This is a genomic window from Gordonia sp. PS3, assembly GCF_041950545.1.
In the GTDB taxonomy this organism is placed as follows: Bacteria; Actinomycetota; Actinomycetes; order Mycobacteriales; family Mycobacteriaceae; genus Gordonia; species Gordonia sihwensis.
On record NZ_CP169524.1, the window covers coordinates 3,247,945 to 3,273,696 of the forward strand.

Consider the following 25,752-nt stretch of genomic DNA (forward strand, 5'->3'; position numbering starts at 1 on the left):
CCGGTCCGGGACTCACGCGGCGGGTTGCGCGCTCTTCACGCCCCGGTGGATCGCCACGATTCCGCCGGTCTGGTTCTGCCAGGTGACCTCGCCGAATCCGGCGTCGCCGATCATCGACGCGAGAGCGGCCTGGTCCGGCCACGCGCGAATCGACTCGGCGAGGTAGACGTACGCGGCGGGATTGCTCGACACCTTCGTGGCGACGGCGGGCAGCGCCTTCATCAGGTACTCCATGTAGACCGTGCGGAAGGGCTTGAGCGTCGGAGTGGAGAACTCGCAGATCACGAGCCGGCCGCCGGGCTTGAGCACCCGATTGAGTTCTGACAGGGCCAGGGGCACGTCGTTGACGTTACGGAGACCGAATGAGATGGTCGCGGCGTCGAAGGAGGCGTCCGCGAAGGGCAGGTGCAGCGCGTCCGCGGCCACCTTCGGCACCTTGCGGTTCGCTCCTGCTCGGAGCATGCCGAGTGAGAAGTCGGCGGCGATGCACGTGGCACCCGAGGCCGCGAGTTCGACGGTGGACACGGCGGTGCCCGCGGCGAGGTCCAGGACCACGTCGCGCGGCTTCAGGTCGAGCGCGCGGCGGGTGTTGCGCCGCCAGAGCCGGTCCTGACCGAATGAGAGCACCGTGTTCGTCAGGTCGTAGCGGCGTGCGACGCCGTCGAACATCTCGGCGACCTCGGACGGCTCCTTCTCGAGGCTCGCGCGCGTTCCGGCGCCGTGGTCGGTGCTGTCTGTCATGGAGTCCAGCCTAATCGCGGCGTGTGCGGCGCCCGGTCTCGGCCACCCCGACCATGAGGACGATCACCACCGCCCAGCCCGCGGCGATCACCGACAGTGCGGGGACGATCGACAACTGGGCATCGCGGCCGACCGGCCGGGCGAGGTTGTCGGGATCGGTGGTGTCGTAGTCGACGAGGATGCGCTGCCCGGTGGACAGATGCGTGGGGTACAGCAGGCCTAGTTTGGGGTTGCGCAGTACCCCGTCCGGGGTCACGAAGTTGACGGCGGCGTGCAGGCGGTCGGCGGAGATCACCTCGGCGACGGCGGTGGCCTTGTTGGCGTCGATCTTCGAGTCGTTGCGGTAGGCGCCGGCGATGATGACCGCGCCGATGAGACTCACCACGACGCCGACGGCCACCAGCGCGATCTGAATGCGCCGCTGCACTGTCCGGGTCATGACTGCTCAGGATAGTCGGGTGCCGCGTCGAGCCCGGCGGCGATCCGGGCGTGGAGTTCGCGCAGACCGTCACGGTTGGTGCGCACCTCGAGAACTTCGATGCCGCCCTCGGGCGCGGGGCCGGTGAGAGCGTCGGACAGCTCGTCGAGTCGCACGCGGCGGTGGCCGATGTTGAATCCCGCGCACATCGCGGCGAGGTCGGTGCGGTGCGGGGTGCCGAAGATCCGGTCGTAGACGCCGAGGTAGGCGTCGCGCGCGAAACGCGGATCGCCCTGTTCCAGGAGGCCGAAGATGCCGCCGCCGTCGTCGTTCGCGACCACGATGCGCAGATCGGCGGGGCGCGGCTCATCCGGGCCGATGACGAGACCGGTGGCGTCGTGGATGAACGTGAGGTCGCCCATCAGCGCGACGGTCCGTCCGCGGGCCAGGGCCGCGCCTATCGCGGTGGCGTTGGTTCCGTCGATGCCGGCGACCCCGCGATTGGACATCACCTTGACTCCGTCGGCGACGGTGCCCGCGAGCGCGATGTCCCGGATCGGGTTCGACGCACCGACCACGAGCGTGTCGCCGGGCGTCATCGCGGCGGCGACGGCCCGAGCCACGTGTAGACCCGTGCTCTGGTGTGAGGCGTCGAGCTCGGTCGTCACCGCCTGCTCCACCAGGTTGTTGACTCGCGCGGCCTCGTCGAGCCATGTCTGCCGGGGATCACCGGTGGCCACCGCCCGGGTGCCGGTTGCGACCACGTTGCCGGACACGTCGGGCCACCGCGGGCCGGTGGTCAGCGCGAATACCTCCACCGACGGATCGGCGAGCAGCCTCGACACGGAGCGGTGCAGAGTCGGGCGCCCGCAGATGATCGCCTGTTTCGGTCTCAGCTTGCCGAGTGCGAGCGGGTGCAGGGGGTTCGCCGCGCTCGGCGCGGTCGGCTCGGCGACGGTCGGCAGCGCTGCCAGTTCGGGATGAACTCCGGCGCCGTGCCCGGACACCACGACGGTGTCGCGCGAGAGGTCGATCTCCAGGGGGATGTCGAGCTTGCCGACCGGCGCGTGGGTCCACGGAGCGTCGCCGGGGCGCCCGGCGAAACGTCCGTCGTCCAGGACCGAGAGGTCGGTGTCCGGAAGGTCCCCCGCGTCGGGCACCAGCGGCTCGCGCAGCGGGATGTCGAACTGCACCGGCCCGGCGTTGCCGGTGCGCGCGCCGCGCGCAGATGCGAGGACCCGGCCCACCGCCGACCGCCACTGGGAGTTGGTGTCGAGGTCTTCCTCCGCGAGCCCGAGGCTGATGGCGGCGCGCACCTGGGTGCCGAACATGCCGAACTGCTCGATGGTCTGATTGGCGCCCGAGCCCAGAAGCTCGTACGGCCGGTTGGCGCTGATCACGACCAACGGCACCCGCGCGTAGTTCGCTTCGAAGACGGCGGGCCCGGTGTTCGCGACGGCGGTGCCGGAAGTCATCACAATCGGCACCGGGCGGCCGGAGGCCACGGCCAATCCGAGCGCGAGGTATCCGGCCGACCGCTCGTCGATGCGGACATGGAGCCGAAGGCGGCCCTGCGTGTCAGCCGCATGCAGCGCGAAGGCCAGCGGCGCGTTCCGCGATCCCGGGCACAGCACGGCCTCGGTGACACCGCCGCGGATCAGTTCGTCGACGATCACACGCGCCTGCAGGGTGGACGGGTTCATGGATATAGACCCTATGCGCCGGGACGAGGCAGCCGATCCGAAGGTCGGCTCCGACTCCGCGCCCTCCGGAAGCGGCCATGAAATATCGTCGGCACATGGGCTTCTACTCCGAGCACGTGCTGCCGCGGATCATCGTCAAGACCTGCGGGATGCCCGCGATGGACGATCTGCGGCGCCGGGCCTGCGAGCCGCTGTCCGGCGATGTGGTGGAGATCGGTTTCGGGTCCGGCTTCAACGTCGGCCGGTATCCGGCGGATGTGAGGCGTGTCGCCGCGGTGGAGCCGAGTGATACCGGTTGGCTGCTCGGGGCCGCGCGGGTCGCGGCGTCGTCCGTGCCGATCGAGCGGGGTGGTCTGGACGGGCAGCGGCTGCCCTTCGACGACGATTCGTTCGACTCGGCGTTGTCGACGTTCACCATGTGCACCATTCCGGAACTCCCCGTGGCGCTCGCGGAGCTGCGACGGGTCGTCAAACCCGGCGGGATTCTCGCCTTCCTCGAGCACGGCAGGGCTCCGGACCCCGGCGTACGCCGATGGCAGCGCCGGCTGGAGCCGATCCAGAAGCGTCTCGGCGGAGGATGCCACCTGACCCGCGACATCCCCGCAATGTTGGCCGAGGCGGGCTGGGAGATCGTGGCGCTCGACTCCTTTTACGCCGACGCGGCGCCGAAGCCCTTCGCGGCGTTCTCGCTCGGCTGGGCCCGGAATCGGTAGCTCGCGGGTCCGCCGGGTTCCGAAGGTCTTTCCGGTGGTGGGCCCGATTCTTGCCGATGCCGTTCTCGCGGGTGCAGGTGCCGTGCTTGTCCTGCGTGGTGGATGGGGTTGAGGCGCCAGGGGTGGTCGGTGGTGGCTGGTCGCCAGGCCATGCGTCCGGTGTGGGGTCCGTCGGTGAGGATGGTGGTTTCCCATTGGCCGCGGTTGGTGCCGACGGCGCGGTTGTGGCGCCCGCACGCGGCGCCGAGGGCGTCGATGTCGGTGCGTCCGGCCGGGGTGATCCAGTCCGGTGCGTGATGGGCTTGAGTTTGGGCGAAGGGGCGGTCGCAGCCGGGGGCGGTGCAACCGCGGTCGCGCGGGCGAACAACGCCAACCGCTGCGCCTTACTCGCAAACCGAACCCCACGGCCCTGGTAGAGGACCTCGCTGGTGTGATTCCGGAAGACCGCCAGGTGCGGCACAGCCTCGGCAGCGAGCCGCACGAGTTCACCGATCGGAACACGGCTACCTGTCGCGGTCAACGCGATTCCGGCATGCGCGGCGAGATCCTGATCGGTGACGGTGATGACGAGTTCGGCCGGTATCCGGTTCGGTGCACCCAGTCCGCCGCGGGCGAGAACGTAATCGCACAGGGCCAGCAGCGCGTCGTGCGTGCGCTGAGCGGCACTGCGCAGATCCCGGCCCCGCGCCGCGGCGAGAGCCTCGGCGTCGATGCCGTCGGCGTTGATGGTTCCAGTCAGTGAGTCGGGGTCGGCGGGGTTGTTCATGCCGGGTGCGGCCCAGGCGGTGAGGATGACTTCGAACTTGGCGCGTAGTTCCGGGGTCATGGCGCCGCGGACTTTGCTCATGAGTTGTCGGTCTTGCGGGAGGATGGTGATTCCGCGTCGGCGTTGCCGGTCGACGTGATCGCTCTCCTGCCCGTCGGGGTCCAGGTGAGCGAGCAGGCGGTCACCGACCTTGCCCAGATCATCCGGATTCAACCCGACGGCTGCGTCGGCCAACTCCGCCTCGGCACGCGCTTTGACCTCCGGCGAGATGCAGCCCGGTACTTTCGCCAGCACCGCGGAGATCACCAACGCGTGTTCGGCGCCGACAGTCCCGGCCGCCACCGACGCGGCGGTGGCGGGCTTGCGGGGAGGCAGGGTTTCACCTTGAAAGTTGGAGAACTCGCCGATGGTCTCAGCCATCCGCAACCGCCGACCCGCCTCCCGGGTTCCCAGCCGCAGCCCTTGCGACAGGTATTGATGCGGATTCAGGTAGCCGGCGGTGCGGTGCGCGTTGCGGTCGGAGACCTCCACCAGCAGCGCCGCGGAGACGCCGTCCCAGCGTCGCCGAATGCGTTCGGCGGTCTGCGTGTGCGCCAGCAGTTCCGGTTCGGTCTCCGGCGACAGCGAGGTCTCGGCGAGTTTGACCGCCGCGGCATCGATCAACGCCAACAACTCCGCGGGCTGGTCCGGCAGCGCACCAATGGCGACGACAGTCGCGACCGAATCAGTGAACGGATCGGTCATCGCTGTCACCTCCCCCGAGTGTTTCAGCTGGTCACACCATATTTTCTTGACCTACCAGAACACTACCAATCGGGTATGACACAACGGATCGATGAATCGAACAGGCAAGCGGATGGTTCGTGCCGGCGGTGTAGATACCGTGTCGGCGGTCGGGATGCCAGTAGGGTCGACCCCATGAGTCGCGAATTCGACGTCGTCGTGTTTGGAGCCACCGGTTTCGTCGGTGAGCTCACCGCCCAGTACCTCGCCGACCATGCACCGGCGAGCACTCGCATCGCTCTCGCCGGGAGGTCGGAGACCAAACTCGCCGCGGTGCGACGACGCCTCGGCGAGCGCGCGCGCGACTGGCCGCTGATCGTGGCCGACTCGGACTCGCCGTCGTCGCTAGATGCGATGTGCGCACGTACGCAGGTGGTCTGCACCACGGTGGGTCCGTACCTGCGCTACGGCGAGAATCTCGTGATCGCTGCTGCGACCGCAGGCACCGACTACGTCGACCTCACCGGCGAGGTCCCGTTCGTCCGGCACTCCATCGACAAGGCCGACGAACTGGCCACCGCGTCCGGCGCGCGGATCGTGCATTCCTGCGGATTCGATTCGGTCCCGTCCGACCTCGGCGCGTATCTGCTGCACCGAACGATCGCCGAAGACGGCGCGGGCGAGATGACCGACACCACCATGGTGGTGACGTCGCTGCGCGGCGGCGTCTCCGGCGGAACGGTCGACTCGGTCCGGGTGATCGCAGAGATGGCGAAAGACGCGGAGACCAGAAGCCTGATCATGAACCCGCAGGCACTCTCCGGCGGGTCGGGTGAGACTCCGCGCGCGGGCCTCAACTCCGAGCCCAGCGATATGACGCCGGTCGACGCGAAGAAGGTCGACCCGAGCCTGCGGGGCACGCTCGCACCGTTCTTCATGTCGTCTTACAACACCCGCGTGGTGCGTCGTTCGAACTACCTTCTCGACGGTGCGTACGGTGACGCGTTCCGCTACCAGGAGACGATGTCGGTCGGCGGCGTGCCCGGCCTGTCGGCCGCACTGGCCGGGATCGTCACCGTCGGAACCGGAGCATTCCTCGGCGCGATGAGCTTCGCGCCCACCCGCAAGGTCCTCGACATGGTGCTCCCCAAGCCCGGCAGCGGCCCCGGAGAGAAGTCCCGCGAGACGGGCAACTTCGTCACCCAGACCTTCACCACCACGACCACCGGACGCCGGTATCGCTCACAGATGCGCGCGCACGGCGACCCCGGATACAAGGCGACCGCCGTGATGCTCGGCGAGGCATCGCTGGCTCTCGCTCTGGATCGTGATCGGCTCCCCGACCGCGCCGGCGTCCTGACCCCCGCGGTGGCGATGGGCGATGTGTTGATCGATCGCTTGCAGGCGGCGGGTTTCGTCGTCGAGGCGCACGAACTGAAGGCGTGAGCCCGACCCGTCGCGGCTACGCCTGACCGGGCCTCAGCTCGATGAAGAGTGCGTCCATCTCCGCGCACAGGCGGTCGCCGTCATGCAGCGTGCCGCGGACGAAGTTCTTGCGACCGTCGTGTTCGTGCACCCAGGTGCGCAGCACGAGGGGCGTCTCCAACGGAGTCAGTGACCGGTAGTTCACCGTCAGATAGGCGGTCCGCGCCGGCCGGCCGGCTCGCAGAGCCGCAGCCATGCCACCGAGGTCGTCGAAGGCGACCGCGACGTGCCCTCCGTGCGCCACACCGTTGCCTCCGAGATGGAACCGCCGGAAGATCACCTCCGCGTCCACCCCCTCCGGCCCACCGTTGCGCACCTCGTACGGCGGCAGGGTGATGTTGCCTCGCGACGGCAGGTCGATCCGGGTCCCCGACGGTGACGTCCACTCGTCGACGAGGGTCGTGTCGAGCTTGGCGTTGAGCTTCTTGAGGTCCTCGATCACCTCGTCGGCCAACTCGGGGGTCGGCGACGCGTACCGCACCTTGTCCATGAACGTGCGGACCTGCTCGACCATCTCGCCGTAGCTCGGTCCCCCGCGTTCGGTCGTGACCTCGAAGTCGGCGCGGAACCCGCCCTGGTGCGGTGACGTCTCCGACGCCTCTGTGCTCGACTGCTGTTCGGTTGCGCCCGTCATCGTTTCACCGTATCTTCCGCGCGACCGCCTCCTGTGGTCGGCTCAGACTTCTCCCTGCGACAGCAGCCTGTCGATCTTGGTCTCGATACGAGCGAGCCTCTCGTCGTCGGACGACCGCCGGGCGTCGGCGTGGCCGGCGCCGATCAGCAGATCGACGATCTGCCGTCCCACATCTGCCGTGTGCACCGGACGCCCGGCGTATCGCTGGCCGCGCGCGCTGTGCTCCAGCGTCCCGAAGATCATGTCGCGCGCCAGCGCCGACGGAAGCGAGGCGTCCACTTCTCCGCACCGCTTCATGTCGTCGATGACCGCGGTGTACAGCCTCGTGTAGCGGCGGTTGGAATCGATGACGACCGACGCCAGCTCCGTGCCGGGAAACGCCTGGGCGGTGTGGATGTACACCTGCACCAGGTCCCACTGCGTCGCCATCACCGCACACCAATCGTGGACCAGTCGGCGCAGCAGTTCCGACGGCGTCGCGCCGTCCTGCGCCAGAACCGCCTCGGCCTGGCCCTGCAGCCCCTCGTAGAACTCCCGGGTGACGGCGGTGAGCAGGCCGAGTTTGCTGGAGTAGTGCAGGAAGACGGTGCCCTCCGACACTCCCGCACGCCGGGCGATCTCGGCGGTGGTAGCCGCCTGAAAGCCCGACTCCGCGAAGCACTCCGCGGCGGCCGCACGCACGGCGCTGCGCGTGCGGTCGCTCTTCGATCCGGCCTGCCCCCGCGCCGCCGTCACGACGCCGGTCCCGTCTCGCGCATCAGCGGTGCTTGAATTCCGGTTCCCGCTTCTCCACGAAGGCCGCCATGCCCTCGGTCTGATCGGCGGTGGCGAACAGCGAGTAGAACAGGCTCCGCTCGGCGCGGACGCCTTCGGTGAGGCTCGACTCGAACGCGCGGTTCACCGCTTCCTTGCCGTACGACGCCGCGATGAACGACTTGCTCGCGATGGTCGCCGCGACCTCGCGAGCGGTGCTGACCACCTCGTCGGTCGGAACCACGCGCGACACCAGACCCGCCCGCTCCGCCTCGTCAACCTTCATCTGCCGCCCGGTGAGGACCAGGTCCATCGCCTTGGCCTTGCCGACTGCTCGGGTGAGTCGCTGCGATCCGCCGATCCCGGGGATCACGCCGAGGTTGATCTCGGGCTGACCGAACCTGGCGTTCTCGCCGGCGATGATGATGTCGCAGAGCATGGCCAACTCGCAGCCGCCGCCGAGCGCGTAGCCCGCAACCGCCGCGATGATCGGAGTGCGGGTGCGCGACAGTTCGTCCCACGCGCCGAAGAACTGCTGGCCGACCACCTCGCTGAAGCTCTTCGACTGCATCTCCTTGATGTCGGCGCCTGCGGCGAAGGCCTTCTCCGAGCCGGTGATGACGATGGCGCCGATCTCCGGGTCCGCGTCGAAGCCGCGCACGGCCGCAACCACTTCGCCCATCAGTTCGGTGTTCAGCGCGTTGAGGGCCTTGGGACGGTTCAGGGTGATGACGGCGACGCGGCCGTCGGTCTCGGTGAGGATGGTCTGGTACTCGGTCATCTGCGGTTCTCCAATGGCTGTCGGGTGCGGTCGGGCATGAGGTTCACGGGTTCACAATGGTGAGTTCGAGCCCCTCGGGCAGCGGCGCGAAGAAGGCGTCCACGTCGGCCTCGGTGACGTCGCCGATCTCCGCGGGACTCCACGACGGATTGCGGTCCTTGTCGATCACCTGCGCCCGGATCCCCTCGGCCATGTCGTGGCTGCGGACGCATCGCACCGACACCCGGTATTCGCGGGCGAGCGCCTCGTCGAGAGTCGGCAGCGGGTTGCGGAGCGCCCGCAGCGTCACCGCGAGGGTCGTCGGGCTCTTGGCCCGGAGCGTCGCGGCCGCCTTCTCCGCCGCTTCGGTGCCGACGGCCTCGCAGCGGCGGACGATCTCGGCGACGCTGTCGGCGGCGAAGGCCTCGTTGATCCAGTCGCGCTGGGCGTACAGATCGGACGCGGGCGGCTTCTGGGCGTAGGTGGCCAGCGCCTCGTCGACGGTGGTCGCGGAGACGGCCTTGACGAAGGCGTCGAGATCTGCGGCGGGGACGTAATGGTCCGCGATGCCGAGGGCGATGGCATCGGCGCCGTTGATCGAGGCCGCCGTGAGGCCCAGGTACACGCCGAGTCGGTCCGGAATCTGCGAGAGAAGGTGCGTGCCTCCGACGTCGGGGACGAAGCCGATACCGGTCTCCGGCATCGCGAGCCGGGTACGGTCGGTGACCACGCGGGTGTTGGCGTGTGCGGAGACGCCGACACCGCCGCCCATGACGATCCCGTCCATCAGCGCGACGTACGGCTTGGGGAACTTCGCGATCTCGGAATTGAGCTGGTACTCCTCGCGCCAGAACACCGCCGACGGGCAGGCCGTAGCCTCTGCGTCGCCGGCGCCGGCATCGACGAGTGCCTTGGCGTCGCGGTGAATCGACACGATGTCGCCACCGGCGCACAGTCCGCGCTCGCCGGCGCCGGAGAGCACCACCGCCTTCACCGCCTCGTCCTCGCGCCACTTACGCAGCGCGGCCGACATCAGATCCACCATCTCGTCGTTCAGGGCGTTGATGGCCTTCGGGCGGTTGAGGATCAACCGGCCGACGCCGCCTTCCTGCGACACCACGACGGGCTGGTTCATCGAGCCTCCTGCTTCTTGATCGACACGTCCTCCGCGAGAAATCGGAGTGACACTCAGTTTGGAACCTAGCATCTGAACATCGGTAATAGAAGATGGAGGTCGCACTCCCAACGACGGACTTGAGCGCCACTGCATCGGTGCCGGCAGACCACCCCGTCACCGTCGCCGCCCACGCCGACTCGCGCCGACCGGGCTCCAACTAGGCTCGGAAGACATGACGACCGACTCCAGCCCCTTCGACCCGTCCGCATGGCGCACCGTCCCCGGCTTCGAGGACCTCACCGACATCACCTACCACCGGCACACCGGTGAAGGCCGCGCCAACGGCATCGTCCGCATCGCGTTCGACCGGCCCGAGGTCCGCAACGCCTTCCGACCGCACACGGTCGACGAGCTCTATCGAGCCTTCGACCACGCGCGTCGGACCCCGGACGTGGGCACAGTGCTTCTGACCGGCAACGGCCCGTCGCCCAAGGACGGCGGCTGGGCCTTCTGCAGCGGCGGCGACCAGCGCATCCGCGGCCGCAGCGGTTACCAGTACGCCACCAGCCACGATTCCGATGTCACCGCGGCGACCGTCGACGGAGTGGACGAGGCGCGGGTCAAGGCCGAGGGCGGACGACTGCACATCCTCGAAGTCCAGCGGTTGATCCGCACCATGCCGAAGGTCGTCATCGCGGTCGTCAACGGCTGGGCCGCGGGCGGCGGCCATTCGCTGCACGCGGTCGCCGATCTGACCCTCGCGTCCCGGGAACACGCCCGGTTCAAGCAGACCGACGCCGACGTGGGCAGCTTCGACGCCGGTTACGGCAGCGCCTACCTCGCCAAGCAGGTCGGCCAGAAGTTCGCCCGCGAGATCTTCTTCCTGGGCGAGGCCTACGACGCCGAGACCATGCATCAGATGGGCGCCGTGAACCGCGTCGTCGATCATGCAGAACTCGAGAACACGGCCGTCGAATGGGCACGGAAGATCAACTCCAAGTCGCCCACCGCGCAGCGGATGCTGAAGTTCGCGTTCAACCTGACCGACGACGGGCTGATGGGTCAACAGGTCTTCGCCGGCGAGGCCACGCGTCTGGCCTACATGACCGACGAGGCGGTCGAGGGCCGGGACGCCTTCCTGGAGAAGCGTGATCCGAACTGGGACTCGTTCCCGTACTACTACTAGACCCGCCAGTATTGAGACCGCCCGCGCATCCACCTTCTGATTGATCTTGGCCTAACACCAAGACACGGTCCGCGCAGCCGGTCGATCTGGTGAGATCGACGCATGACAGGTGCTCCCCCCGGTTCCACCCTGCCCGCAAACACCTCAGCGCCCACCCGCCGGGACTGGATCGGCCTCGCCGTCCTGTCGGTCGGGCTGGGCCTGATCGTGCTCGACGGAACGATCGTCGGCGTCGCGCTGCCGGCGATCATCAGCGACCTGAGTCTCGACCTCACCGACGCCCAATGGGTCAACAGTCTGTACGCGGTGGTGTTGGCGGCACTGCTGCTCTCGACGGGCCGACTCGCCGACCGCTGGGGTCGCAAACGGATGTTCCTGTTCGGACTCACCGTCTTCGTCGCCGGCAGTCTGCTCGCCGCCGCCTCCGGGTCGGCGGGCACGCTGATTGCGGCCCGTGCGGTCCAGGCGGTCGGCGCGGCGTTCATCATGCCCTCGACCCTCTCCACGGTGAACGCCGTCTTCCGCGGTCGCTACCGGGCCGCAGCCTTCGGTGTCTGGGGCGCGGTGATCTCCGGCGCGGCGGCGGTGGGACCGCTCGCGGGCGGCGCCCTGACCCAATGGGCGTCGTGGCACTGGATCTTCCTCGTCAATCTGCCGCTCGGTCTCGTCGTGGCGATCGCCGCGATCTTCACGGTGTCCGAATCGAAGGGCGGCGACGATCGGCCCGGCGCCGATGTCGACGGCGCGATGCTCAGCATGATCGGTTTCGGCGCACTGGTGTTCGCCGTGATCGAAGGGCCCGACCTGGGATGGTGGACGCCGAAGGGCGAGCTGAAGGTGTTCGGATGGAGGTGGCCCGAGCAGGCGCCGATCTCGATCGTCCCGGTGGCCTTCGCGGTGGCGGCGTCGGCTCTGGTCCTGTTCGTCGTCTGGGAGCGTCATCGCCGGAACAACGGGCGGTCGGCGATCCTCGACCTCCGGCTGTTCGGCCTGCCCACGTTCTCGTGGGGCAACGTCACCGCCGCCGCGGTGGCGGTCGGAGAGTTCGGCATCATCTTCGCGCTGCCGCTGTACCTCGTGAACGCGCTCGGCCTCGACGTGATGCAGGCCGGCCTGGTCCTGGCCGCCATGGCGATCGGAGCCTTCGTCTCCGGCGCCATGGCACGACACCTCGCGGCCAGGCTCGGTGCCCCCGCCGTGGTGCTGCTCGGCCTCGGTCTCGAAGTCGCGGGGGTCCTGATCCTCGTAGTGGTGATCGGGAGCTCCACCTCCGGCTGGATCATCGCGCTGCCGTTGATCCTCTACGGCCTCGGTCTGGGGCTGGCTTCGGCTCAACTCACCGGGACCGTCCTCCGCGACGTTCCGGTGGACGACTCCGGTCAGGCGTCGGCCACCCAGAGCACGGTCCGGCAGGTCGGATCGGCACTGGGCACGGCCTTCGCCGGCGCGGCGCTGTCGGTGGCACTCGCGACGACCCTGCCGACCGCACTCGACCACGCCGGCTTCAGCGGCCCCGCCGCGGACCAGGTGGCCGCCGCCACCCGCGAGTCAGCGGGCACCACCATCACGATGCTGCGCGCCGAGGGGGTCCACAGCCCGCTCGGCGACCGGACCGACGCCGCGGTCGGCGCACTCTCGGAGGGATTCGCCGACGCCACCCGATGGTCGATGGTGGTCGCCGTCGCATTTCTCGCGCTGGGCTTCCTCGGCGCGGCACGACTGCGCCGCGCCGCCGCCGCACCCGCGCGGACCTGACGGGCCGGGCTCAGCCGATGAGTTCCTTCAACACCCGCATGTCCTCCACCCGGCGGTTGTGGGACGCGGCGGCCGGCGAGGCCAGCAGCACGCCGACACCGCTGGCGCGGAACCGCTCGACCTGCTCGGCGACCTTCGACCGCGGACCGATGAGGCTGATCGCGTCGATCAGACCCTGGGGAATCGCCGCGGCGGCCTCGTCCTTGCGGCCGTCCAGATACAGATCCTGGATCAGCGCGGCCTCGTCGACGTAGCCGTACCGCTGGACCAGCGAGTTGTAGAAGTTCTTGCCGCGGGCTCCCATGCCGCCGATGTACAGCGCCGAGTGGTGCCGCACCGCGTTCTCCGCCGCCGCGATCTCGTCGGCGTCCTCGGTGATCAGCGCACTGGCCTGAATGACGATGCGCAGTTCCGGCAGATCCGGGTCGCGCTTGGCCCTGCCTGCCGCCAGCGATTCACCGAAGGCGGCCTCGACGTAGTCGGGGTGGTACAGGAAGGGCTGCAGTTCTTCGAACATCTCGGCGGCCAGTTCGACGTTCTTGGGCCCGATCGCCGCGAGCAGCATCGGGATGCGGTCACGGACGGGGTGGTTGATGATCTTCAGCGCCTTGCCGAGCCCGCTGCCGCCGTCCTCCTTCGTCAGCGGCAGCTGGTAGTGCTTACCGCGGTACTCGACGCGCTCGCGGCGCCACACCTTCCGGCAGATCTCGGCGTTCTCGCGCGCCCGGCCGAGCGGGAAGTCGTACTTGACGCCGTGGAAGCCCTCGATCACCTGCGGACCGGAGGCACCGATGCCGAGAACCGCACGACCGCCGCTGATGTAGTCGAGGCCGGCCGCCGTCATGGCGAGATTGGTTGGCGTGCGCGAGTACATCGGCAGGATGCCGGTCTGCAGTTCCATCGTCTCGGTGCGCGCGGCGATGTACCCGAGCTGACTGACCGCGTCGAAACTGTAGGCCTCGGGTACGGTGACCCGGCTGACGCCGACCCCCTCGAAGTCCCGGAGATTATCGATGGTCTCGCGGAAGTCGCCCGCGTAATTGATGGGCATGCCCAGCGTCATCGGCGTCATGGGCTGATTCTGGCACACGTTTTTCACCGGCGATCGGCGAGACCGCCCGCGTCCGGCCGCCACCTGATCGGAGGCCGCGTTCACCTGCCGGTCACCTCTGTTCCACCGGGACGTCGGAAACAACCGGCAACTCCCGGTGGCGCGAAGCCCACCGACAGATGAACTTTCCGTTAACGCACCTCCGGAGAACAGAAATTAGCAGGTCAGAGCACAAAAGTCGGACCTTGGGCGAGTTGACTCGACCCACGGTTCCCCGGTCATAGTGGTCGCATGACCGCAGAGATGCTCATCCTCGTGCTGTTGATCGTCACAGCCCTCGGCTTCGACTTCACGAACGGGTTCCACGACACCGGCAACGCGATGGCGACGTCCATCGCGACCGGCGCTCTGAAGCCGAAGGTCGCGGTCGGTCTCTCCGCGATCCTCAACCTGGTCGGCGCGTTCCTCTCGGTCGAGGTCGCCGCCACCATCACCAAGGACGTGCTGAACATTCAGCAGACGTCCGGTGACGCCAAGGGTGAACTCGTCGCCGGTCTCGACGCGAACAAGGCGCTGATCATCATCTTCGCCGGTCTGATCGGCGCGATTCTCTGGAATCTGTTCACGTGGCTCTTCGGTCTGCCGTCCAGTTCGTCGCACGCGCTGTTCGGCGGCCTGATCGGCTCGGGTCTGGCGGCGATCGGAACCTCGGGCATCAACTGGCACGGGATCCTCGCGAAGGTGATCGTCCCCGCGCTCTTCGCTCCGGTGATCGCATGCATCGTGGCCTCGGTCGGCACACTCATCATCTACGCCATCTCCAACGGCATCTCGGAGAGCAAGCGCGAACGCGGTTTCCGCAACGGTCAGATCGCCTCGGCCTCGCTGGTCTCCCTCGCACACGGCACCGGCGACGCGCAGAAGACGATGGGCGTCATCGCCCTCGCCCTGATCGCCACCGGTCATTTGGATTCGGGAAGCGTGGCTCACGGTCTGCCGTTCTGGGTGGTCCTCTCGTGTGCCGGGGCGATCGCACTGGGCACCTGGATCGGCGGTTGGCGCATCATCCGCACGCTCGGCAAGGGACTGGTCGAGATCCAGGCTCCGCAGGGCATGGCCGCGGAGGCCTCGTCGGCCGCGATCATCCTCACCTCCTCCGCTGCCGGCATGGCGCTCTCGACCACTCAGGTGGCCACCGGATCGATCCTGGGCAGCGGACTGGGCAAGAAGGGCGCGGAGGTCCGCTGGGGCGTCGCCGGCCGCATGGCCGTCGCCTGGATCACCACACTTCCGGCCGCCGCCGCGGTCGGCGCCCTCTGCTACTGGCTCGCCAGCCTGATCGGCGGCGCACCGGGCGCGATCGTCATCTTCCTGATCCTCGCCGGGCTCTCCGGCTACATGTACTACCGGGCTCAGCAGCAGAAGGTCGACGCCGACAACGTCAACGCCGACTGGGACGAGACGACGAACTCGCCGGTTCCCGCAGCCACCGAACAGTCCTGAACCCAGCTTCCGCGAAAGGCACCTCCATGGACATCGTCTCCGCCATCACCAAGGTTCTCGCCGTCGGGCTGTTGTTCGGCGCCGGTCTGCCCGCACTGTTCGCCGTCGGTATGCGCCTGGAGGCAGCCGGGCACGGCGATCTCGGCAAGCCCGCGAACCCCGTCCTCCGCATCATCGGATACCTGATGTTCGCCCTCACCGCGGCCGTCATCGTCGTCGGCATCCTCTGGATCTGCCGGCAGACCCTGAACTACTACTTCGATCTCAGGATCTTCCCGGACTTCGCCTACAAGAGCTGACCGCTGCGCGACCGCTAAGACACGAGGAGACACCATGCCCCCATCGCTGTTTGAGAACGTCATCAAGTGGATCCGCGCCGGGTACCCCGAAGGCGTCCCCGCCACCGAGTTTCCGCCGCTGCTCGCACTGCTCCGACCGGTTCTGTCGGAGAGCGAGATCACCGATGTGATCCTGAGCCTCGCGCTGGAGCACGGCACCGAGACTCCCGCGACTCCCGAGCGGATCCGCGACGCGATCCACGCCGTCACCGAGCAGGCGCCGTCCGAGGAGGAGACGCGGCAGGTCGCCGCACGACTCGCGGCCGCCGGCTGGCCGCTCACCGATCGCGTCCCGGTATCGGACTGAACGGAGGAGTATGGATCGCCCCTCCTTCCTGAGCGGCGTGGTCCGCTGGCTGCGCGCCGGCTATCCCGAGGGGGTGCCGAGCCGCGACTATCAGCCGCTCTTGGCGCTGTTGCGCCGACAGCTCACCGAGGACGAGATCAGGCAGGTCGCTCTCGAGCTCGTCGACACGCGTGCTCCGGAGCCGATCAACCGGATCGATGTGGGCGTCGAGATCTCCAAGGTCACTCAGGAACTGCCCCGCCAGGAGGACGTCGACCGGGTACGGCAGACTCTGAAGGCAGCGGAGTGGCCCTTCGACGACGAGCCGCTCGCGCCGCCCGATCGGCCCGAGAACCCGGAGGAACCGTCCTGAGAGTCCTGCAACCGCTCGAACTGCCGGCGGGACCGGCCGTCCTCGAGGCCCGCCGCGACCTGCTGGCACTCCTGGACGGCGACGCCGCCTATCTCCCGCTTCCCGTCGGCGACGACGCCGAGACGCAGAGGCTCTCGCACGCCCTGGCGCTCGGCGAGCCCATCGACGACGACGCCGCGCTCGTCGTGTCCACCTCGGGGACCACCGGCACTCCGAAGGGCGCGGTGCACACGGCCGCCTCCCTGCGCGCCTCCGCAACGGCGACGGCCGACGTGCTCGGCGGCCCGGGCAGCTGGCTGCTCGCGCTTCCGCCGCACCACATCGCGGGACTGCAGGTGATGCTGCGGTCCCTCGCCGCCGGTCACGATCCCGTCGTACTCGATCTCGCGGCCGGATTCGACCCGTCCGCACTGCCCGGACTCGTCGCCGCCATGCCCGGTGACCGCCGATACACCTCGCTGGTCCCGACTCAACTGCGCAAGGCTCTCGACGTGCCTGCCGCGGTCGCGGCGCTGGGCCGGTTGGACGCCGTTCTCGTCGGCGGCGCGGCCACCCCGCCGGCACTCCTGGCCCGCGCACTCGACGCCGGCCTGCCGATCGTCCGCACCTACGGGATGAGCGAGACCGCCGGCGGTTGCGTGTACGACGGCGTGCCCCTGCCGGGCGCGACGGTCCGGATCGACGGATCCGGCGGCGCCGAACCCGGCCGGGTGGTCCTCGGCGGCGCGACGCTGGCCCGCGGCTACCGCAACATGCCCGACCACCCGGCGTTCGCCGAACCCGGATGGTTCCGCACCGACGACCTCGGCGTCCTCGACGACGGTGTTCTGCGCATCGTCGGCCGGGCGGACGAGGCGATCACCACCGGCGGCCTCACCGTGGTCCCGCAGGTGGTCGAGACGGTCCTGGGCGAGATGCCCGGCGTCGCCGACTGCGCGATCCTGGGCGTCCCCGACGAGCGGCTCGGCGAGAAGGTGGTCGCGGTGATCGTCCCCGTCCCCGGAGCCCGGCGCCCCGGACTCGACGACGTCCGCGAGTTCGTCTCCGACCGCCTCGACCGCTACGCGGCCCCCCGCGCAGTGTTCACCGTCGGAGAACTGCCGCTGCGCGGGCCCGGCAAGGTGAATCGTCGGGCGTTGCGCGAACGGTTCGCCTGACGCGTCACGCCGCCGCGGGAACGTCGGTCGGTTCCTCGGCGGGGTTCGCCGTGTTCGCGGAGTCCGCCTCCGCGGCACCGGTTTCGGCCGCGTCGTCGGACTGCGACGACGGGGCGGCGACACCGGTCTCGGGCGCAGTCGTCGCGGGCGCACTGCTCTCAGGCGCAATCGCCTCGGGGGCGGTCTCCACCGTGCTCGTCTCGGGAGCCGCATGGCGCGGCCCGTCCGACGTCGCACCATTCCGCTGCTGCGGCTCGGCCCATTCGCCGTTCGCGTCGAGCAGCCGGTGCGCTCCGCCGGAGGAGAGCGGGACGTCGACCACCGGAGCCTTCGGATCCGCATCGCCGGCGGTGATCTCATGAGTCGGATAGAAGGACTCCGCTGCCCGGTCCCACTTCTCCAGCCGCTCCTGGGACACCTGGATCCCGACCGCCCGATAGACCATCGCGGTCAGCAGCGCGAGCGGGTGGTACGTGTCGTAGATCTCGTAGGTGGTGTTCCCCTCGACACTCTGCAAGGTCTTGACGTGCTCGAGGTTCTCGATGTGCGCATAGGTGTACTCGCCCGGATCGGAGTGGATCGCGAGGAAGCCCGCCGCGTTGACCAGGACCGAAGCCACGGGGCGGTACCAGATCCACTGTGTGTGGGCGACGGGATCGCCCTGCACGATGACCTGAACGACCTTCACCTCGGCGGAGTCGGCGGGGTTGCGGGCACCGTCGTTGTCGACTCCGAACAAGCCCATCAGCGGCGTCGCGAACGGGGTTCGGCTCAGCCGCGATTTCAGTCCCCAGGGCCCGCGCGGATCGGAGACGAGCAGGATGGTGCTGTCGGATCCGAGCAGCCCCTCCTCTGCCGCCTGCTCCACGGCGTTGCCCAGTGCGTCGGAACCCTGCGAGTAACCGGTGTAGACCACCACCCGATCGGCGTCCTGGAACGCCCGCATCACGCTGAGGGTGTTCGCGGTGCCGACGTCGCGCGACTGGTCGTAGGTCGGCGCGAAGAAGGGCAGCAGCCGACCCGACTTCCCGGAGATGATCGGGCCGAACGATTCGGGGTAGGTCACGATCGTCGACTCACGGCCCCCGACGATTCCGTTGATCCGCGGATAGCGGACGTCATCCGTCCCGGGAACGACGACGACGTGCGCGTCGTCGTCCGCCCCCTGGACCCAGTCACCGAGCACATCGGTGTACTCGGTGACCGCCGGACCGGCAGTGGCGACCGACGGCAGGAAGACCGGAGTGGGTGTCGCGGCGACCGCGGCGGGCGCGGCCAGTCCGAGACAGATTCCGCAGATCGCCGTCGACGTGGCAAGTGTGCGCTTCATGATTCTCTCCCCCGACGCAGAACTGTGCGTCCGCGGCACCGAGCCTCGGACGCACCTGACAGCATTCTATGAGAACATGCCGTGACCTGCGCGGACAGTCCCTGGAAGAGTGACGGTCGAGTGACCGACACCAGACCTGGGGACACCGGGATGAGATGATGTGGCCTGTGGCAACAGTGACTCAGTGGATCGAAGGCGCACGACCGCGCACCCTGCCGAACGCGATCGCCCCGGTGGTCGCCGGGACCGGCGCGGCCGTCCACCTCGGTGACGTCACCTGGTGGAAGGCCGGTCTCGCACTGGTCGTCGCACTGGCGCTGATCGTAGGCGTCAACTTCGCCAATGACTACTCCGACGGAATTCGTGGCACAGATGACGACCGCGTCGGTCCGCTGCGCCTGGTGGGTTCCCGCCTGGCGAGCCCGCGAGCGGTCAAGACCGCGGCGCTCATCTCACTCGGCATCGGCGCGGTCTGCGGACTCGTCCTCGCCGTGGCGACGGCCTGGTGGCTGGTGCTCGTCGGAGCGGTCTGCATCGCCGGCGCGTGGTTCTACACCGGAGGCAAGCGACCCTACGGCTACCTCGGCTTCGGTGAGATAGCCGTGTTCGTGTTCTTCGGTCTCGTCGCGGTGCTCGGTACGCAGTTCGTCGCCGCGGGCTCCGTGGACTGGATCGGCGCCGGCTGCGCTGTGGCCGTCGGCAGCCTCTCGAGCGGAGTCCTCGTCGCGAACAACTTGCGCGACATCCCGAGCGACACCGAATCGGGCAAGATCACTCTCGCTGTCCGGCTCGGCGACCGCCGGACCCGGACGTTCTACCTGCTCCTCTGCGTGATCCCGGTGATCGTCAGCGTCGCCGTCGCAGTCGTCGCCCCCGCCGCCGCTGCCGGCCTGCTGGTGATCGTCCCCCTCGTCAAACCGGTGCGACTGGTCCTGGGCGGCGCCCAGGGACGCGACCTGATCCCGGTGCTCGCGCTGACCGGCATCGCGATGCTCGTGTGGTCCGTGGCGACGGCGATCGGGCTCGCCCTGACATAGGACGAGCCCGATGGGCTGGCGTCAGCCGGCGGTGGTGCCCTCGGGCAGCAGCGCCGTCACCGCGGCACGCAGGTCGTCGACGGTCGTGGCCGACTCCACCACGGCGGTCGCCGCCGGGTCGGCGCCGTCGAGGATCGCCAAGAGGACTCGTTCCACGGTGAGTTCCCGCTCGTTCTCGGCCCGGGCCGTCATCGCGGCCCTGCGGAGCGCCTCGCGGGCCGCCTCCGACATTCGGCCGCCGCGACCGCGGCCACGCGGACCCCGGCGTCCACGGCCGCCCTCCCAGGCGCCGAACCAGATTCCGTCCGGACCGAACTGGGCCTGGAAACCGGGGCCGTCGAACGATGCCGGTCCCCCATGCGGACGTCCGTGATGGGGCCGCCCGCCGCGGCCGCGGCCGCGCTCGGGGCGCTGCCCCCAGCCCTCCGACAGGTCCTCTCCGAAGCGGTCGCCGACCGCCTCGCGCACCTTGTCGAGGTCGATGCCGATGCTGCGCAGGGCCTCCCGGTCCTCTTCGTAGCGGTCGCGAACGTCCTCGACGGGACCGTCGTCGTCGTTTCGCACCACCTTCCGTGCCTCCGCCAGAGTCAGACCCTGGTCGGTGAGCACGGTGAACAGCGGACTGCGAGCATTGCACAGCATTCCGAGGATCAGGTGGTCGGTGCCGATCTGCCGGCTTCCGAGGTCTTTGGCCTCCTGCACCGCGAACATGAAGCTCGCGCGTGCGTCTGAGTTGAAACGGTCAAACATCGTTGCCGTCCTTTCCGGCCGCTTCCGCGACCTCTCGATACGAGTGCTTCTGATGCACCGCTTGACGACTGATCTGCAGGACATCGGCGATCGCCTGCCAACTCCATCCCTGCGACCTCGCCGAAGCCACATGGACGTCTTCGAGCCGGTCGGCGAGAGTCCGCAACGCCCGAACCACACTCAATCCCGTCGCCGGGTCGGCGCTGGCCGCCGACCGAACCATCGGATCGGGGTTGTTCACGCTTTCGTCTGTGTGCATGATGTCAATTTATCTTGACGGAATTGCCCTGTCAAGAAAAATTGACAATTCTTCAGTCGTCCACAAGCGAAGTCGAGATGTTCATCCGCGAGGCCCGCATCGCGGGCACCCCGGCGCCGAGCAGACAGAGCAGCACCGGGATCGCCACGTAACCGAAGGCGCTCCACTGCGGCGCGTACCGGATGTCGATCGACGTGGTCTGTGTGAGGATCACGTCGGCCAGCACATGCAGTCCGCTGCCGAGTATCAGCCCGGTCACCGCGCCGACCAGCGCGATCGACGCGGCCTCGCTGAGCACCATCCGCGACACGAAGCGACGCGAGGCACCCATCGCCCGCAGCACAGCGAGTTCCCGGCGTCGTTCCAGAACCGAGAGCAGCAGCGTGTTCAGGAGCGCGACGGCCGCGGCCCCGGCGACGATCCACTGGATCGCGACGGTGAAGGCACCGGCCTGCTGGGCGCTCCGCTCGGTAGCGACGAGCGCCTCCTGCCCGGTGTACACATGGACCGGCCAGTCTCCGCGGCCCGGATGCCGCGCCGCGATCGCGGTCAGCCGCTCGCGCACCTGCTCGTGATCGGCGCCCGGCGCCACCGTGACCTGCAGGTAGGTATCGCCGTCGCGCCGGAACCACTCGTTCAGGAGCCGGTTCGCCACCGCGCCCACCCCCGAGTCGATGGCCACGTAGTCGACGATGTCGCGTACCACCAGTTCGCGGTAACCGGACGGGGTCGCGAGTCGAACGGTATCGCCCACCCGCACCCCGAGTGATCGTGCGAGGACCTCGGAGAGCAGGATGCCCCGCCCGGCGAGGGTCTCGCGGACCGCATCCTGCGAGGACTTGCGGACGAACGGCGCCGCGGCACCCGGTTCGAGGCCCTGGAGCAGGACGCGCGCGTCGGCGATGTTGACCGTCGCCCACTGTCCGCCCACCACATCGGTGACGCCGGGAACGGCACGGACCTCCTGTGCGATGGCCGGGTCGAGCGCGGGCCCGAGCGGCATCGAGTCCGCGTCGCGCGAGGAGACGTAGAAGTCGGGGTCCGACAGCCCGGTGAGCGAACTGGAGATCGACCCGATCAGGTTGTTCAGCGAACCGGAGATACCCACGCCGACGGCGATCGCCACCGCCACCGTCATCACGGTGGCCCACACGCGGCGCGGTGCGCGTTCGCTGTTGACCGCGGCGAGCCGGCCGGGTCCGCGCAGGCGGTTCGACGCACCGACCACCGCCCGGACCAGCAACGGCATCAGCGCGAAGCACAGAAGGAGCCCGCCGGCCGAGTAGACGGCGCCGGCGACGATCGCGGCACGTCCCGGCACCGTCTCGGCGACGACCCAGGCCACCGCGATCGTCGCCGCCCCCGCGACTCCGCTCGCGATCAGCAGTCCCGCGGCCGGCGGCCGGGCGTCTGCCGCCTCACCCGGAACCATCGCCTCCACCGGTGCCACCGCGAACACCGATCTGGCCGCCAGGACGGTCGCGCCGACGCATGCGACCACACAGGCGGCCACCGCGACCACCGGTGCGTACGCCGGCAGGTGATACCCGACGGCCACCCCGACGGTCTCGGACGTGTCCGGCAACCGCCCGACGATCCACCGTCCCGCGAGCACCCCGACCGGGACCCCCGCCGCACCGCCGACGAGGCCCAGGACCGCCGACTCGGCCAGGAGATCGCCGACGAGGTGCCTGCGCCGCGCCCCGAGCGCCCGCACCATCGCCAGCGACTGCCTGCGAGAGGCGACCGCCATGTTCATCATGTTGAACACCAGGAAGGCCGCGATGATCAGGGAGACCAGCGAGACGAGCAGGGTGGAATCGTGCGTCACCGAGTTGGCCGTCTCGACCTGCGCGACCCGGAAATCCGGATCCACCACGCTCGCGCGGCCGTCGACCACCCGCGCGACCTGCGCGCGCAACCGGGCCTCCGGGACGCCGGGGCCGGGGACGACGAGGATCGAGTCGACCGCACCGTTCAGTCCGGCGAGACGCTCCGCGAGACCGAGATAGGCGAATACGAACCGTCCGCCGTTCAACGCGGTCGCGGCCTGGTCGTCGACCACTCGGACCACGGCCACCGGGATCCCCGACACGGTCAGTCGCTGCCCCTGGCGCAGACCGGTCGCCGCGCCGACGACGATCCCGTCGTCGAGGCGGTCGGCGTCGATTCCGCCGCCGGAGGCGCCGACGGCCGCGCGCAGCCCGCTCGACAGCGATAGCGCGTTCAGATCCGACCCCAGCAGCACCGTCGGGCGCCCGTCGAGCAGCACGGTGTCGCGCACCAGGGGTACCACGGCTCGGGCGTCCGGCACGTCGCGGCGCAGTTCGCCCGCGATCGCGGCGTCCACCCCGCTGTCGGCGATCGCGGCCACCTCCACGGTCGCGTCGCCGGCCACCGCGGCGCTGAACTCCCGCACCGACTCCGACATCGATCCGTACGTGCCGAGGACGGCCACCAACAGCGCCGAGGAGATCAGCACCACGGCCAGGGACGTCGCCACCCGCAGCTTGTGCCCGGCCAGTTCCCGGAGATTGAGGATCCGGACACGCGTCAGTCCCGCGGCGAGCCCGCCCATGTCAGGCGGGCCGCCCGTCTATCCTGCCGTCGCGGACGGTGACGATCCGATCGGAGACCGCGGCGGCGTTCTCGTCGTGGGTCACCATCAACACCAGGCGGTCGGGTTCGTCGTGCGCCACGGACGCGAGCAGATCGAGCACCTCGGCGCCGGTGCGCGAATCGAGGTTGCCGGTCGGTTCGTCGGCCAGCAGGATCTTGGGACCCATCATGAGCGACCGTGCGATCGCCACCCGTTGCATCTGGCCGCCCGAGAGCTCCGACGGACGGTGGTTCACTCGCCCGCCCAGACCCACTCGGCCGAGCAGTTCCTCGGCACGCGGACGCGCCTTCCGCAACGACTTCGAGTCGAGGAGCATCGGGAGTGCCACGTTCTCCCACGCGGTCAGCGTGGGGACGAGGTTGAAGAACTGGAAGATGAACCCGACCCGCCGTCGCCGGAACTCGGAGGCCTCGTCGTCGCCGAGCGCCGCCAGATCGGTACCGTCCACGCGGATGGTGCCGGAGGTCGGGGTGTCGAGCGCGCCGATGATGTGCAGGAGCGTGGACTTGCCCGCTCCCGAGGGGCCGACCACCGAGACGAACTGCCCGCCGTCCAGGGTCAGCGACGCCCCGTCGAGGGCGCGGACCACCTCCGTGCCCATCCGGTACTCGCGAACCAGTCCCGACGCCTCGACGACGGCCACGATCGCCTCCCTCCGCAGGACTCCGCGACGTCAGCCGGCCGACCACACTCCGGTCTCGAAGAACCGCTCGAGAGCCGCCGTCGGCGGGCCGAGGTCGAGCCGCTGCTCGGCCACCCAGTCGTCGTTGAAGTAGGTGTGATCGTAGCGGTCGCCGCTGTCGCACAGCAGCGACACGACGCTGCCGGAGCGGCCCTTTCCGGTCATCTCACCGATGAGCGAGCAGACACCCCAGAAGTTGGTGCCGGTAGATCCGCCGACCCGGCGGCCGAGACGGTCGCTGAGGAAGCGCATCGCCGCGATCGAGGCCGCGTCGGGAACGGCGATCATCCGGTCGATCACCTGCGAGACGAACGACGGCTCGACTCGCGGGCGGCCGATGCCCTCGATCCGCGAGGCCCCCGGTGAGGTGAGGGTTCCGTCGCCGGTCTCGTATGCGGGCAGGAAGACGGAGTTCTCCACGTCCACCACGCACAGCCGCGTGGGGTGCTGCCGGTAGCGCAGGTACCGGCCGAAGGTCGCCGACGTGCCGCCCGTGCCCGCGCCGACGACGATCCACTCCGGAATCCGATGGCGTTCGGCCTCCATCTGTGCGAACACCGATTCGGCGATGTTGTTGTTGCCCCGCCAGTCGGTGGCCCGCTCGGCCATCGTGAACTGGTCGATGAAGTGGCCGCCGAGTTCGCGCTCGAGTCGCTGGGCGACGCTGTAGATCTCCGAGGGCGAGTCGACGAAGTGACAGATCCCGCCCTCGGCCTCGATGAGCCGCGTCTTCGCGGGCGAGGTGCCGCTCACCATCACCGCGATGAACGGGACGCCGATCAGCTTCGCGAAGTACGCCTCCGACACCGCGGTGGAACCCGAGGATGCCTCGATGACGGTGGTGCCCTCGTGAATCCAGCCGTTGCAGAGGGCGTAGAGGAACAGTGACCGCGCCAGCCGGTGCTTGAGCGATCCGGTCGGATGCGTGGACTCGTCCTTCAGATAGAGGTCGATGCCGTCGCCGCGCGCCGCCCAGTCCGGCAGGTCCACCTTCAGCAGATGTGTGTCCGCGCTGCGCCGCGCATCCGCTTCGATGGTCCGTACCGCCCGGCTGGTCCAACTGCGGTCGTACGTCCGCTCCACAACCCGAGTCGCCACGTCGTACCGTCAGTCCTCGCCGCGCAGCCGAGCCTGCAGGTCGGTGCGCTGCGCCGCCCGCTGCTCATCGACTCGAGCGATCTGATCGTTCACCCGGAGGCGAAGCGACTTGAAGACGACCATGCCCAGGGGCAGCGCGATCAGCACCGCGAAGACCGCCGCGACGAGTACCGGCACCTCGACTCCGACGATCTTGGCGCCGAAGATGATCACCAGCGCGATGACGACGACGAGTGCGAGCCGGGCGATCGTGTACAGCGCCACCGCTCCGGCCAACGTCGTCATGGTCGCAGGGGGCTTCGACCCGGCGGTGCCGGAGTCTTCTCGTTCATCTGTCATACAGCCAGGGTACTGGCGTCGCGCGCCTACCTGCGAATACACCGTTCGTACGACACGATCGGGCAGCGTGGGCAAGGCGAAGAATCGAGGCCCATCAGACATTACGGACTCTTTACCAACGCCTGACTGTTCGAGCAACCAGCACAAATGCGTGTACTTGTGGTGTCTAGCGGCG

Annotated in this window: 26 protein-coding genes and 1 pseudogene; 11 read left to right on the forward strand and 16 right to left on the reverse strand. The window is 69.1% G+C overall.

Annotated features, from left to right (window positions below; translation table 11 throughout):
• Positions 1-12 precede the first annotated feature (12 nt).
• Genes ACE11G_RS15005 through menD form a run of 3 tightly spaced genes read right to left on the reverse strand, consistent with a single transcriptional unit; the run spans position 13 to position 2,862 of the window.
• On the reverse strand, positions 13-741 hold the full coding sequence (locus ACE11G_RS15005) for a demethylmenaquinone methyltransferase (RefSeq protein WP_006894365.1): 729 nt from the start codon (positions 739-741) through the stop codon (positions 13-15).
• A gap of 10 nt (positions 742-751) precedes the next feature.
• Positions 752-1,180 (reverse strand): hypothetical protein, encoded by a 429-nt coding sequence (locus ACE11G_RS15010; protein ID WP_006894363.1) that lies wholly within the window; start codon positions 1,178-1,180, stop codon positions 752-754.
• A complete protein-coding gene (menD, locus tag ACE11G_RS15015; RefSeq protein WP_045538049.1) occupies positions 1,177-2,862 on the reverse strand; it encodes a 2-succinyl-5-enolpyruvyl-6-hydroxy-3-cyclohexene-1-carboxylic-acid synthase in 1,686 nt (561 codons plus the stop codon). Before menD ends, ACE11G_RS15010 begins: the two co-directional genes overlap by 4 nt.
• A 95-nt stretch (positions 2,863-2,957) precedes the next feature.
• Here menD and ACE11G_RS15020 point away from each other — a divergent pair, with 95 nt between their 5' ends.
• Positions 2,958-3,575: a class I SAM-dependent methyltransferase gene (locus tag ACE11G_RS15020; protein WP_045538047.1), complete on the forward strand. Its 618-nt coding sequence runs from the start codon at positions 2,958-2,960 to the stop codon at positions 3,573-3,575.
• Here ACE11G_RS15020 and ACE11G_RS15025 read toward each other — a convergent pair.
• Positions 3,512-5,013, reverse strand: a pseudogene (locus tag ACE11G_RS15025) (DUF222 domain-containing protein). The gene ACE11G_RS15020 and the pseudogene ACE11G_RS15025 overlap by 64 nt on opposite strands.
• Here ACE11G_RS15025 and ACE11G_RS15030 point away from each other — a divergent pair.
• Positions 4,910-5,164, forward strand: coding sequence for a hypothetical protein (locus ACE11G_RS15030; RefSeq protein WP_375004191.1), 255 nt, complete (start codon positions 4,910-4,912; stop codon positions 5,162-5,164). The pseudogene ACE11G_RS15025 and the gene ACE11G_RS15030 overlap by 104 nt on opposite strands.
• A 95-nt stretch (positions 5,165-5,259) precedes the next feature.
• Positions 5,260-6,510 carry a trans-acting enoyl reductase family protein gene (locus ACE11G_RS15035; protein ID WP_006894357.1) on the forward strand — a complete coding sequence of 417 codons (1,251 nt, stop codon included), beginning with the start codon at positions 5,260-5,262 and terminating at the stop codon, positions 6,508-6,510.
• Positions 6,511-6,526: 16 nt separating this feature from the next.
• Here ACE11G_RS15035 and ACE11G_RS15040 read toward each other — a convergent pair whose 3' ends face one another.
• The 4 genes from ACE11G_RS15040 to ACE11G_RS15055 are packed head-to-tail and all read right to left on the reverse strand — an operon-like array spanning position 6,527 to position 9,831.
• Complete coding sequence (locus tag ACE11G_RS15040) at positions 6,527-7,183, reverse strand: PaaI family thioesterase (protein ID WP_006894355.1); 657 nt, start codon at positions 7,181-7,183, stop codon at positions 6,527-6,529.
• A 42-nt stretch (positions 7,184-7,225) separates the two neighbouring features.
• A complete protein-coding gene (locus tag ACE11G_RS15045; protein ID WP_006894354.1) occupies positions 7,226-7,918 on the reverse strand; it encodes a TetR/AcrR family transcriptional regulator in 693 nt (230 codons plus the stop codon).
• Positions 7,919-7,940: 22 nt separating this feature from the next.
• Positions 7,941-8,717, reverse strand: coding sequence for an enoyl-CoA hydratase (locus ACE11G_RS15050; RefSeq protein WP_006894353.1), 777 nt, complete (start codon positions 8,715-8,717; stop codon positions 7,941-7,943).
• A 43-nt stretch (positions 8,718-8,760) separates the two neighbouring features.
• Positions 8,761-9,831, reverse strand: a complete 1,071-nt coding sequence (locus tag ACE11G_RS15055; RefSeq protein ID WP_006894351.1) for an enoyl-CoA hydratase/isomerase family protein — start codon at positions 9,829-9,831, stop codon at positions 8,761-8,763.
• Positions 9,832-10,045: 214 nt separating this feature from the next.
• Here ACE11G_RS15055 and ACE11G_RS15060 point away from each other — a divergent pair, with 214 nt between their 5' ends.
• Positions 10,046-10,999 (forward strand): 1,4-dihydroxy-2-naphthoyl-CoA synthase, encoded by a 954-nt coding sequence (locus ACE11G_RS15060; RefSeq protein WP_006894349.1) that lies wholly within the window; start codon positions 10,046-10,048, stop codon positions 10,997-10,999.
• A 102-nt stretch (positions 11,000-11,101) separates the two neighbouring features.
• Positions 11,102-12,754 (forward strand): MFS transporter, encoded by a 1,653-nt coding sequence (locus ACE11G_RS15065; protein ID WP_006894348.1) that lies wholly within the window; start codon positions 11,102-11,104, stop codon positions 12,752-12,754.
• A 10-nt stretch (positions 12,755-12,764) separates the two neighbouring features.
• Here ACE11G_RS15065 and ACE11G_RS15070 read toward each other — a convergent pair whose 3' ends face one another.
• Positions 12,765-13,826: an LLM class F420-dependent oxidoreductase gene (locus ACE11G_RS15070; protein WP_039866581.1), complete on the reverse strand. Its 1,062-nt coding sequence runs from the start codon at positions 13,824-13,826 to the stop codon at positions 12,765-12,767.
• Positions 13,827-14,096: 270 nt separating this feature from the next.
• Here ACE11G_RS15070 and ACE11G_RS15075 point away from each other — a divergent pair, with 270 nt between their 5' ends.
• The 5 genes from ACE11G_RS15075 to menE are packed head-to-tail and all read left to right on the forward strand — an operon-like array spanning position 14,097 to position 17,462.
• A complete protein-coding gene (locus ACE11G_RS15075; protein ID WP_006894345.1) occupies positions 14,097-15,308 on the forward strand; it encodes an inorganic phosphate transporter in 1,212 nt (403 codons plus the stop codon).
• 26 nt (positions 15,309-15,334) lie between these two features.
• Entirely contained in the window at positions 15,335-15,607 is a 273-nt protein-coding gene (locus tag ACE11G_RS15080; RefSeq protein ID WP_006894343.1) for a hypothetical protein, read from the forward strand.
• Positions 15,608-15,641: 34 nt separating this feature from the next.
• Complete coding sequence (locus tag ACE11G_RS15085; RefSeq protein ID WP_006894341.1) at positions 15,642-15,953, forward strand: DUF3349 domain-containing protein; 312 nt, start codon at positions 15,642-15,644, stop codon at positions 15,951-15,953.
• Between the two features lie 10 nt (positions 15,954-15,963).
• The gene (locus ACE11G_RS15090; protein ID WP_006894337.1) at positions 15,964-16,305 is read left to right on the forward strand and encodes a DUF3349 domain-containing protein; all 342 of its coding nucleotides are present in this window, start codon (positions 15,964-15,966) and stop codon (positions 16,303-16,305) included.
• On the forward strand, positions 16,302-17,462 hold the full coding sequence (gene menE / locus ACE11G_RS15095; RefSeq protein ID WP_039866636.1) for an o-succinylbenzoate--CoA ligase: 1,161 nt from the start codon (positions 16,302-16,304) through the stop codon (positions 17,460-17,462). Before ACE11G_RS15090 ends, menE begins: the two co-directional genes overlap by 4 nt.
• A 4-nt stretch (positions 17,463-17,466) precedes the next feature.
• On the opposite strand, the gene ACE11G_RS15100 is transcribed toward menE, so the two are convergent.
• Positions 17,467-18,792 carry a PE-PPE domain-containing protein gene (locus ACE11G_RS15100; protein WP_375002738.1) on the reverse strand — a complete coding sequence of 442 codons (1,326 nt, stop codon included), beginning with the start codon at positions 18,790-18,792 and terminating at the stop codon, positions 17,467-17,469.
• A 167-nt stretch (positions 18,793-18,959) separates the two neighbouring features.
• Here ACE11G_RS15100 and ACE11G_RS15105 point away from each other — a divergent pair, with 167 nt between their 5' ends.
• Positions 18,960-19,829 (forward strand): 1,4-dihydroxy-2-naphthoate polyprenyltransferase, encoded by an 870-nt coding sequence (locus tag ACE11G_RS15105; RefSeq protein WP_006894328.1) that lies wholly within the window; start codon positions 18,960-18,962, stop codon positions 19,827-19,829.
• Positions 19,830-19,850: 21 nt separating this feature from the next.
• On the opposite strand, the gene ACE11G_RS15110 is transcribed toward ACE11G_RS15105, so the two are convergent.
• From ACE11G_RS15110 to ACE11G_RS15135, 6 genes are read right to left on the reverse strand one after another with little or no spacing between them, the layout of a single operon-like run.
• Positions 19,851-20,579: a Clp protease N-terminal domain-containing protein gene (locus ACE11G_RS15110; protein ID WP_006894327.1), complete on the reverse strand. Its 729-nt coding sequence runs from the start codon at positions 20,577-20,579 to the stop codon at positions 19,851-19,853.
• A complete protein-coding gene (locus ACE11G_RS15115; RefSeq protein ID WP_375002741.1) occupies positions 20,572-20,838 on the reverse strand; it encodes a helix-turn-helix domain-containing protein in 267 nt (88 codons plus the stop codon). The genes ACE11G_RS15110 and ACE11G_RS15115 overlap by 8 nt, the downstream gene beginning before the upstream one ends.
• A gap of 52 nt (positions 20,839-20,890) precedes the next feature.
• Positions 20,891-23,416 carry an FtsX-like permease family protein gene (locus ACE11G_RS15120; RefSeq protein WP_006894325.1) on the reverse strand — a complete coding sequence of 842 codons (2,526 nt, stop codon included), beginning with the start codon at positions 23,414-23,416 and terminating at the stop codon, positions 20,891-20,893.
• A 1-nt stretch (position 23,417) separates the two neighbouring features.
• Positions 23,418-24,101 (reverse strand): ABC transporter ATP-binding protein, encoded by a 684-nt coding sequence (locus ACE11G_RS15125; protein WP_006894322.1) that lies wholly within the window; start codon positions 24,099-24,101, stop codon positions 23,418-23,420.
• A gap of 30 nt (positions 24,102-24,131) precedes the next feature.
• Positions 24,132-25,238 carry a PLP-dependent cysteine synthase family protein gene (locus ACE11G_RS15130; RefSeq protein ID WP_006894320.1) on the reverse strand — a complete coding sequence of 369 codons (1,107 nt, stop codon included), beginning with the start codon at positions 25,236-25,238 and terminating at the stop codon, positions 24,132-24,134.
• Positions 25,239-25,247: 9 nt separating this feature from the next.
• Positions 25,248-25,577 (reverse strand): DUF4229 domain-containing protein, encoded by a 330-nt coding sequence (locus tag ACE11G_RS15135; protein ID WP_039866578.1) that lies wholly within the window; start codon positions 25,575-25,577, stop codon positions 25,248-25,250.
• Between the last annotated feature and the right edge of the window lie 175 nt (positions 25,578-25,752).

Excerpts from the sequence above, each read along its gene's own strand:
- ACE11G_RS15075 (WP_006894345.1), top strand. The coding sequence starts at position 14,097 with ATGACCGCAGAGATGCTCATCCTCGTGCTGTTGATCGTCACAGCCCTC.
- ACE11G_RS15110 (WP_006894327.1), bottom strand. The coding sequence starts at position 20,579 with ATGTTTGACCGTTTCAACTCAGACGCACGCGCGAGCTTCATGTTCGCG.
- ACE11G_RS15115 (WP_375002741.1), bottom strand. The coding sequence starts at position 20,838 with ATGCACACAGACGAAAGCGTGAACAACCCCGATCCGATGGTTCGGTCG.
- ACE11G_RS15010 (WP_006894363.1), bottom strand. The coding sequence starts at position 1,180 with ATGACCCGGACAGTGCAGCGGCGCATTCAGATCGCGCTGGTGGCCGTC.
- ACE11G_RS15020 (WP_045538047.1), top strand. The coding sequence starts at position 2,958 with ATGGGCTTCTACTCCGAGCACGTGCTGCCGCGGATCATCGTCAAGACC.
- ACE11G_RS15050 (WP_006894353.1), bottom strand. The coding sequence starts at position 8,717 with ATGACCGAGTACCAGACCATCCTCACCGAGACCGACGGCCGCGTCGCC.
- ACE11G_RS15080 (WP_006894343.1), top strand. The coding sequence starts at position 15,335 with ATGGACATCGTCTCCGCCATCACCAAGGTTCTCGCCGTCGGGCTGTTG.
- ACE11G_RS15030 (WP_375004191.1), top strand. The coding sequence starts at position 4,910 with ATGCGTTCGGCGGTCTGCGTGTGCGCCAGCAGTTCCGGTTCGGTCTCC.
- ACE11G_RS15035 (WP_006894357.1), top strand. The coding sequence starts at position 5,260 with ATGAGTCGCGAATTCGACGTCGTCGTGTTTGGAGCCACCGGTTTCGTC.
- ACE11G_RS15135 (WP_039866578.1), bottom strand. The coding sequence starts at position 25,577 with ATGACAGATGAACGAGAAGACTCCGGCACCGCCGGGTCGAAGCCCCCT.
- ACE11G_RS15005 (WP_006894365.1), bottom strand. The coding sequence starts at position 741 with ATGACAGACAGCACCGACCACGGCGCCGGAACGCGCGCGAGCCTCGAG.
- menD (WP_045538049.1), bottom strand. The coding sequence starts at position 2,862 with ATGAACCCGTCCACCCTGCAGGCGCGTGTGATCGTCGACGAACTGATC.
- ACE11G_RS15060 (WP_006894349.1), top strand. The coding sequence starts at position 10,046 with ATGACGACCGACTCCAGCCCCTTCGACCCGTCCGCATGGCGCACCGTC.
- ACE11G_RS15085 (WP_006894341.1), top strand. The coding sequence starts at position 15,642 with ATGCCCCCATCGCTGTTTGAGAACGTCATCAAGTGGATCCGCGCCGGG.
- ACE11G_RS15120 (WP_006894325.1), bottom strand. The coding sequence starts at position 23,416 with ATGGGCGGGCTCGCCGCGGGACTGACGCGTGTCCGGATCCTCAATCTC.
- ACE11G_RS15055 (WP_006894351.1), bottom strand. The coding sequence starts at position 9,831 with ATGAACCAGCCCGTCGTGGTGTCGCAGGAAGGCGGCGTCGGCCGGTTG.
- ACE11G_RS15040 (WP_006894355.1), bottom strand. The coding sequence starts at position 7,183 with ATGACGGGCGCAACCGAACAGCAGTCGAGCACAGAGGCGTCGGAGACG.
- ACE11G_RS15070 (WP_039866581.1), bottom strand. The coding sequence starts at position 13,826 with ATGACGCCGATGACGCTGGGCATGCCCATCAATTACGCGGGCGACTTC.
- ACE11G_RS15100 (WP_375002738.1), bottom strand. The coding sequence starts at position 18,792 with ATGAAGCGCACACTTGCCACGTCGACGGCGATCTGCGGAATCTGTCTC.
- ACE11G_RS15065 (WP_006894348.1), top strand. The coding sequence starts at position 11,102 with ATGACAGGTGCTCCCCCCGGTTCCACCCTGCCCGCAAACACCTCAGCG.
- ACE11G_RS15090 (WP_006894337.1), top strand. The coding sequence starts at position 15,964 with ATGGATCGCCCCTCCTTCCTGAGCGGCGTGGTCCGCTGGCTGCGCGCC.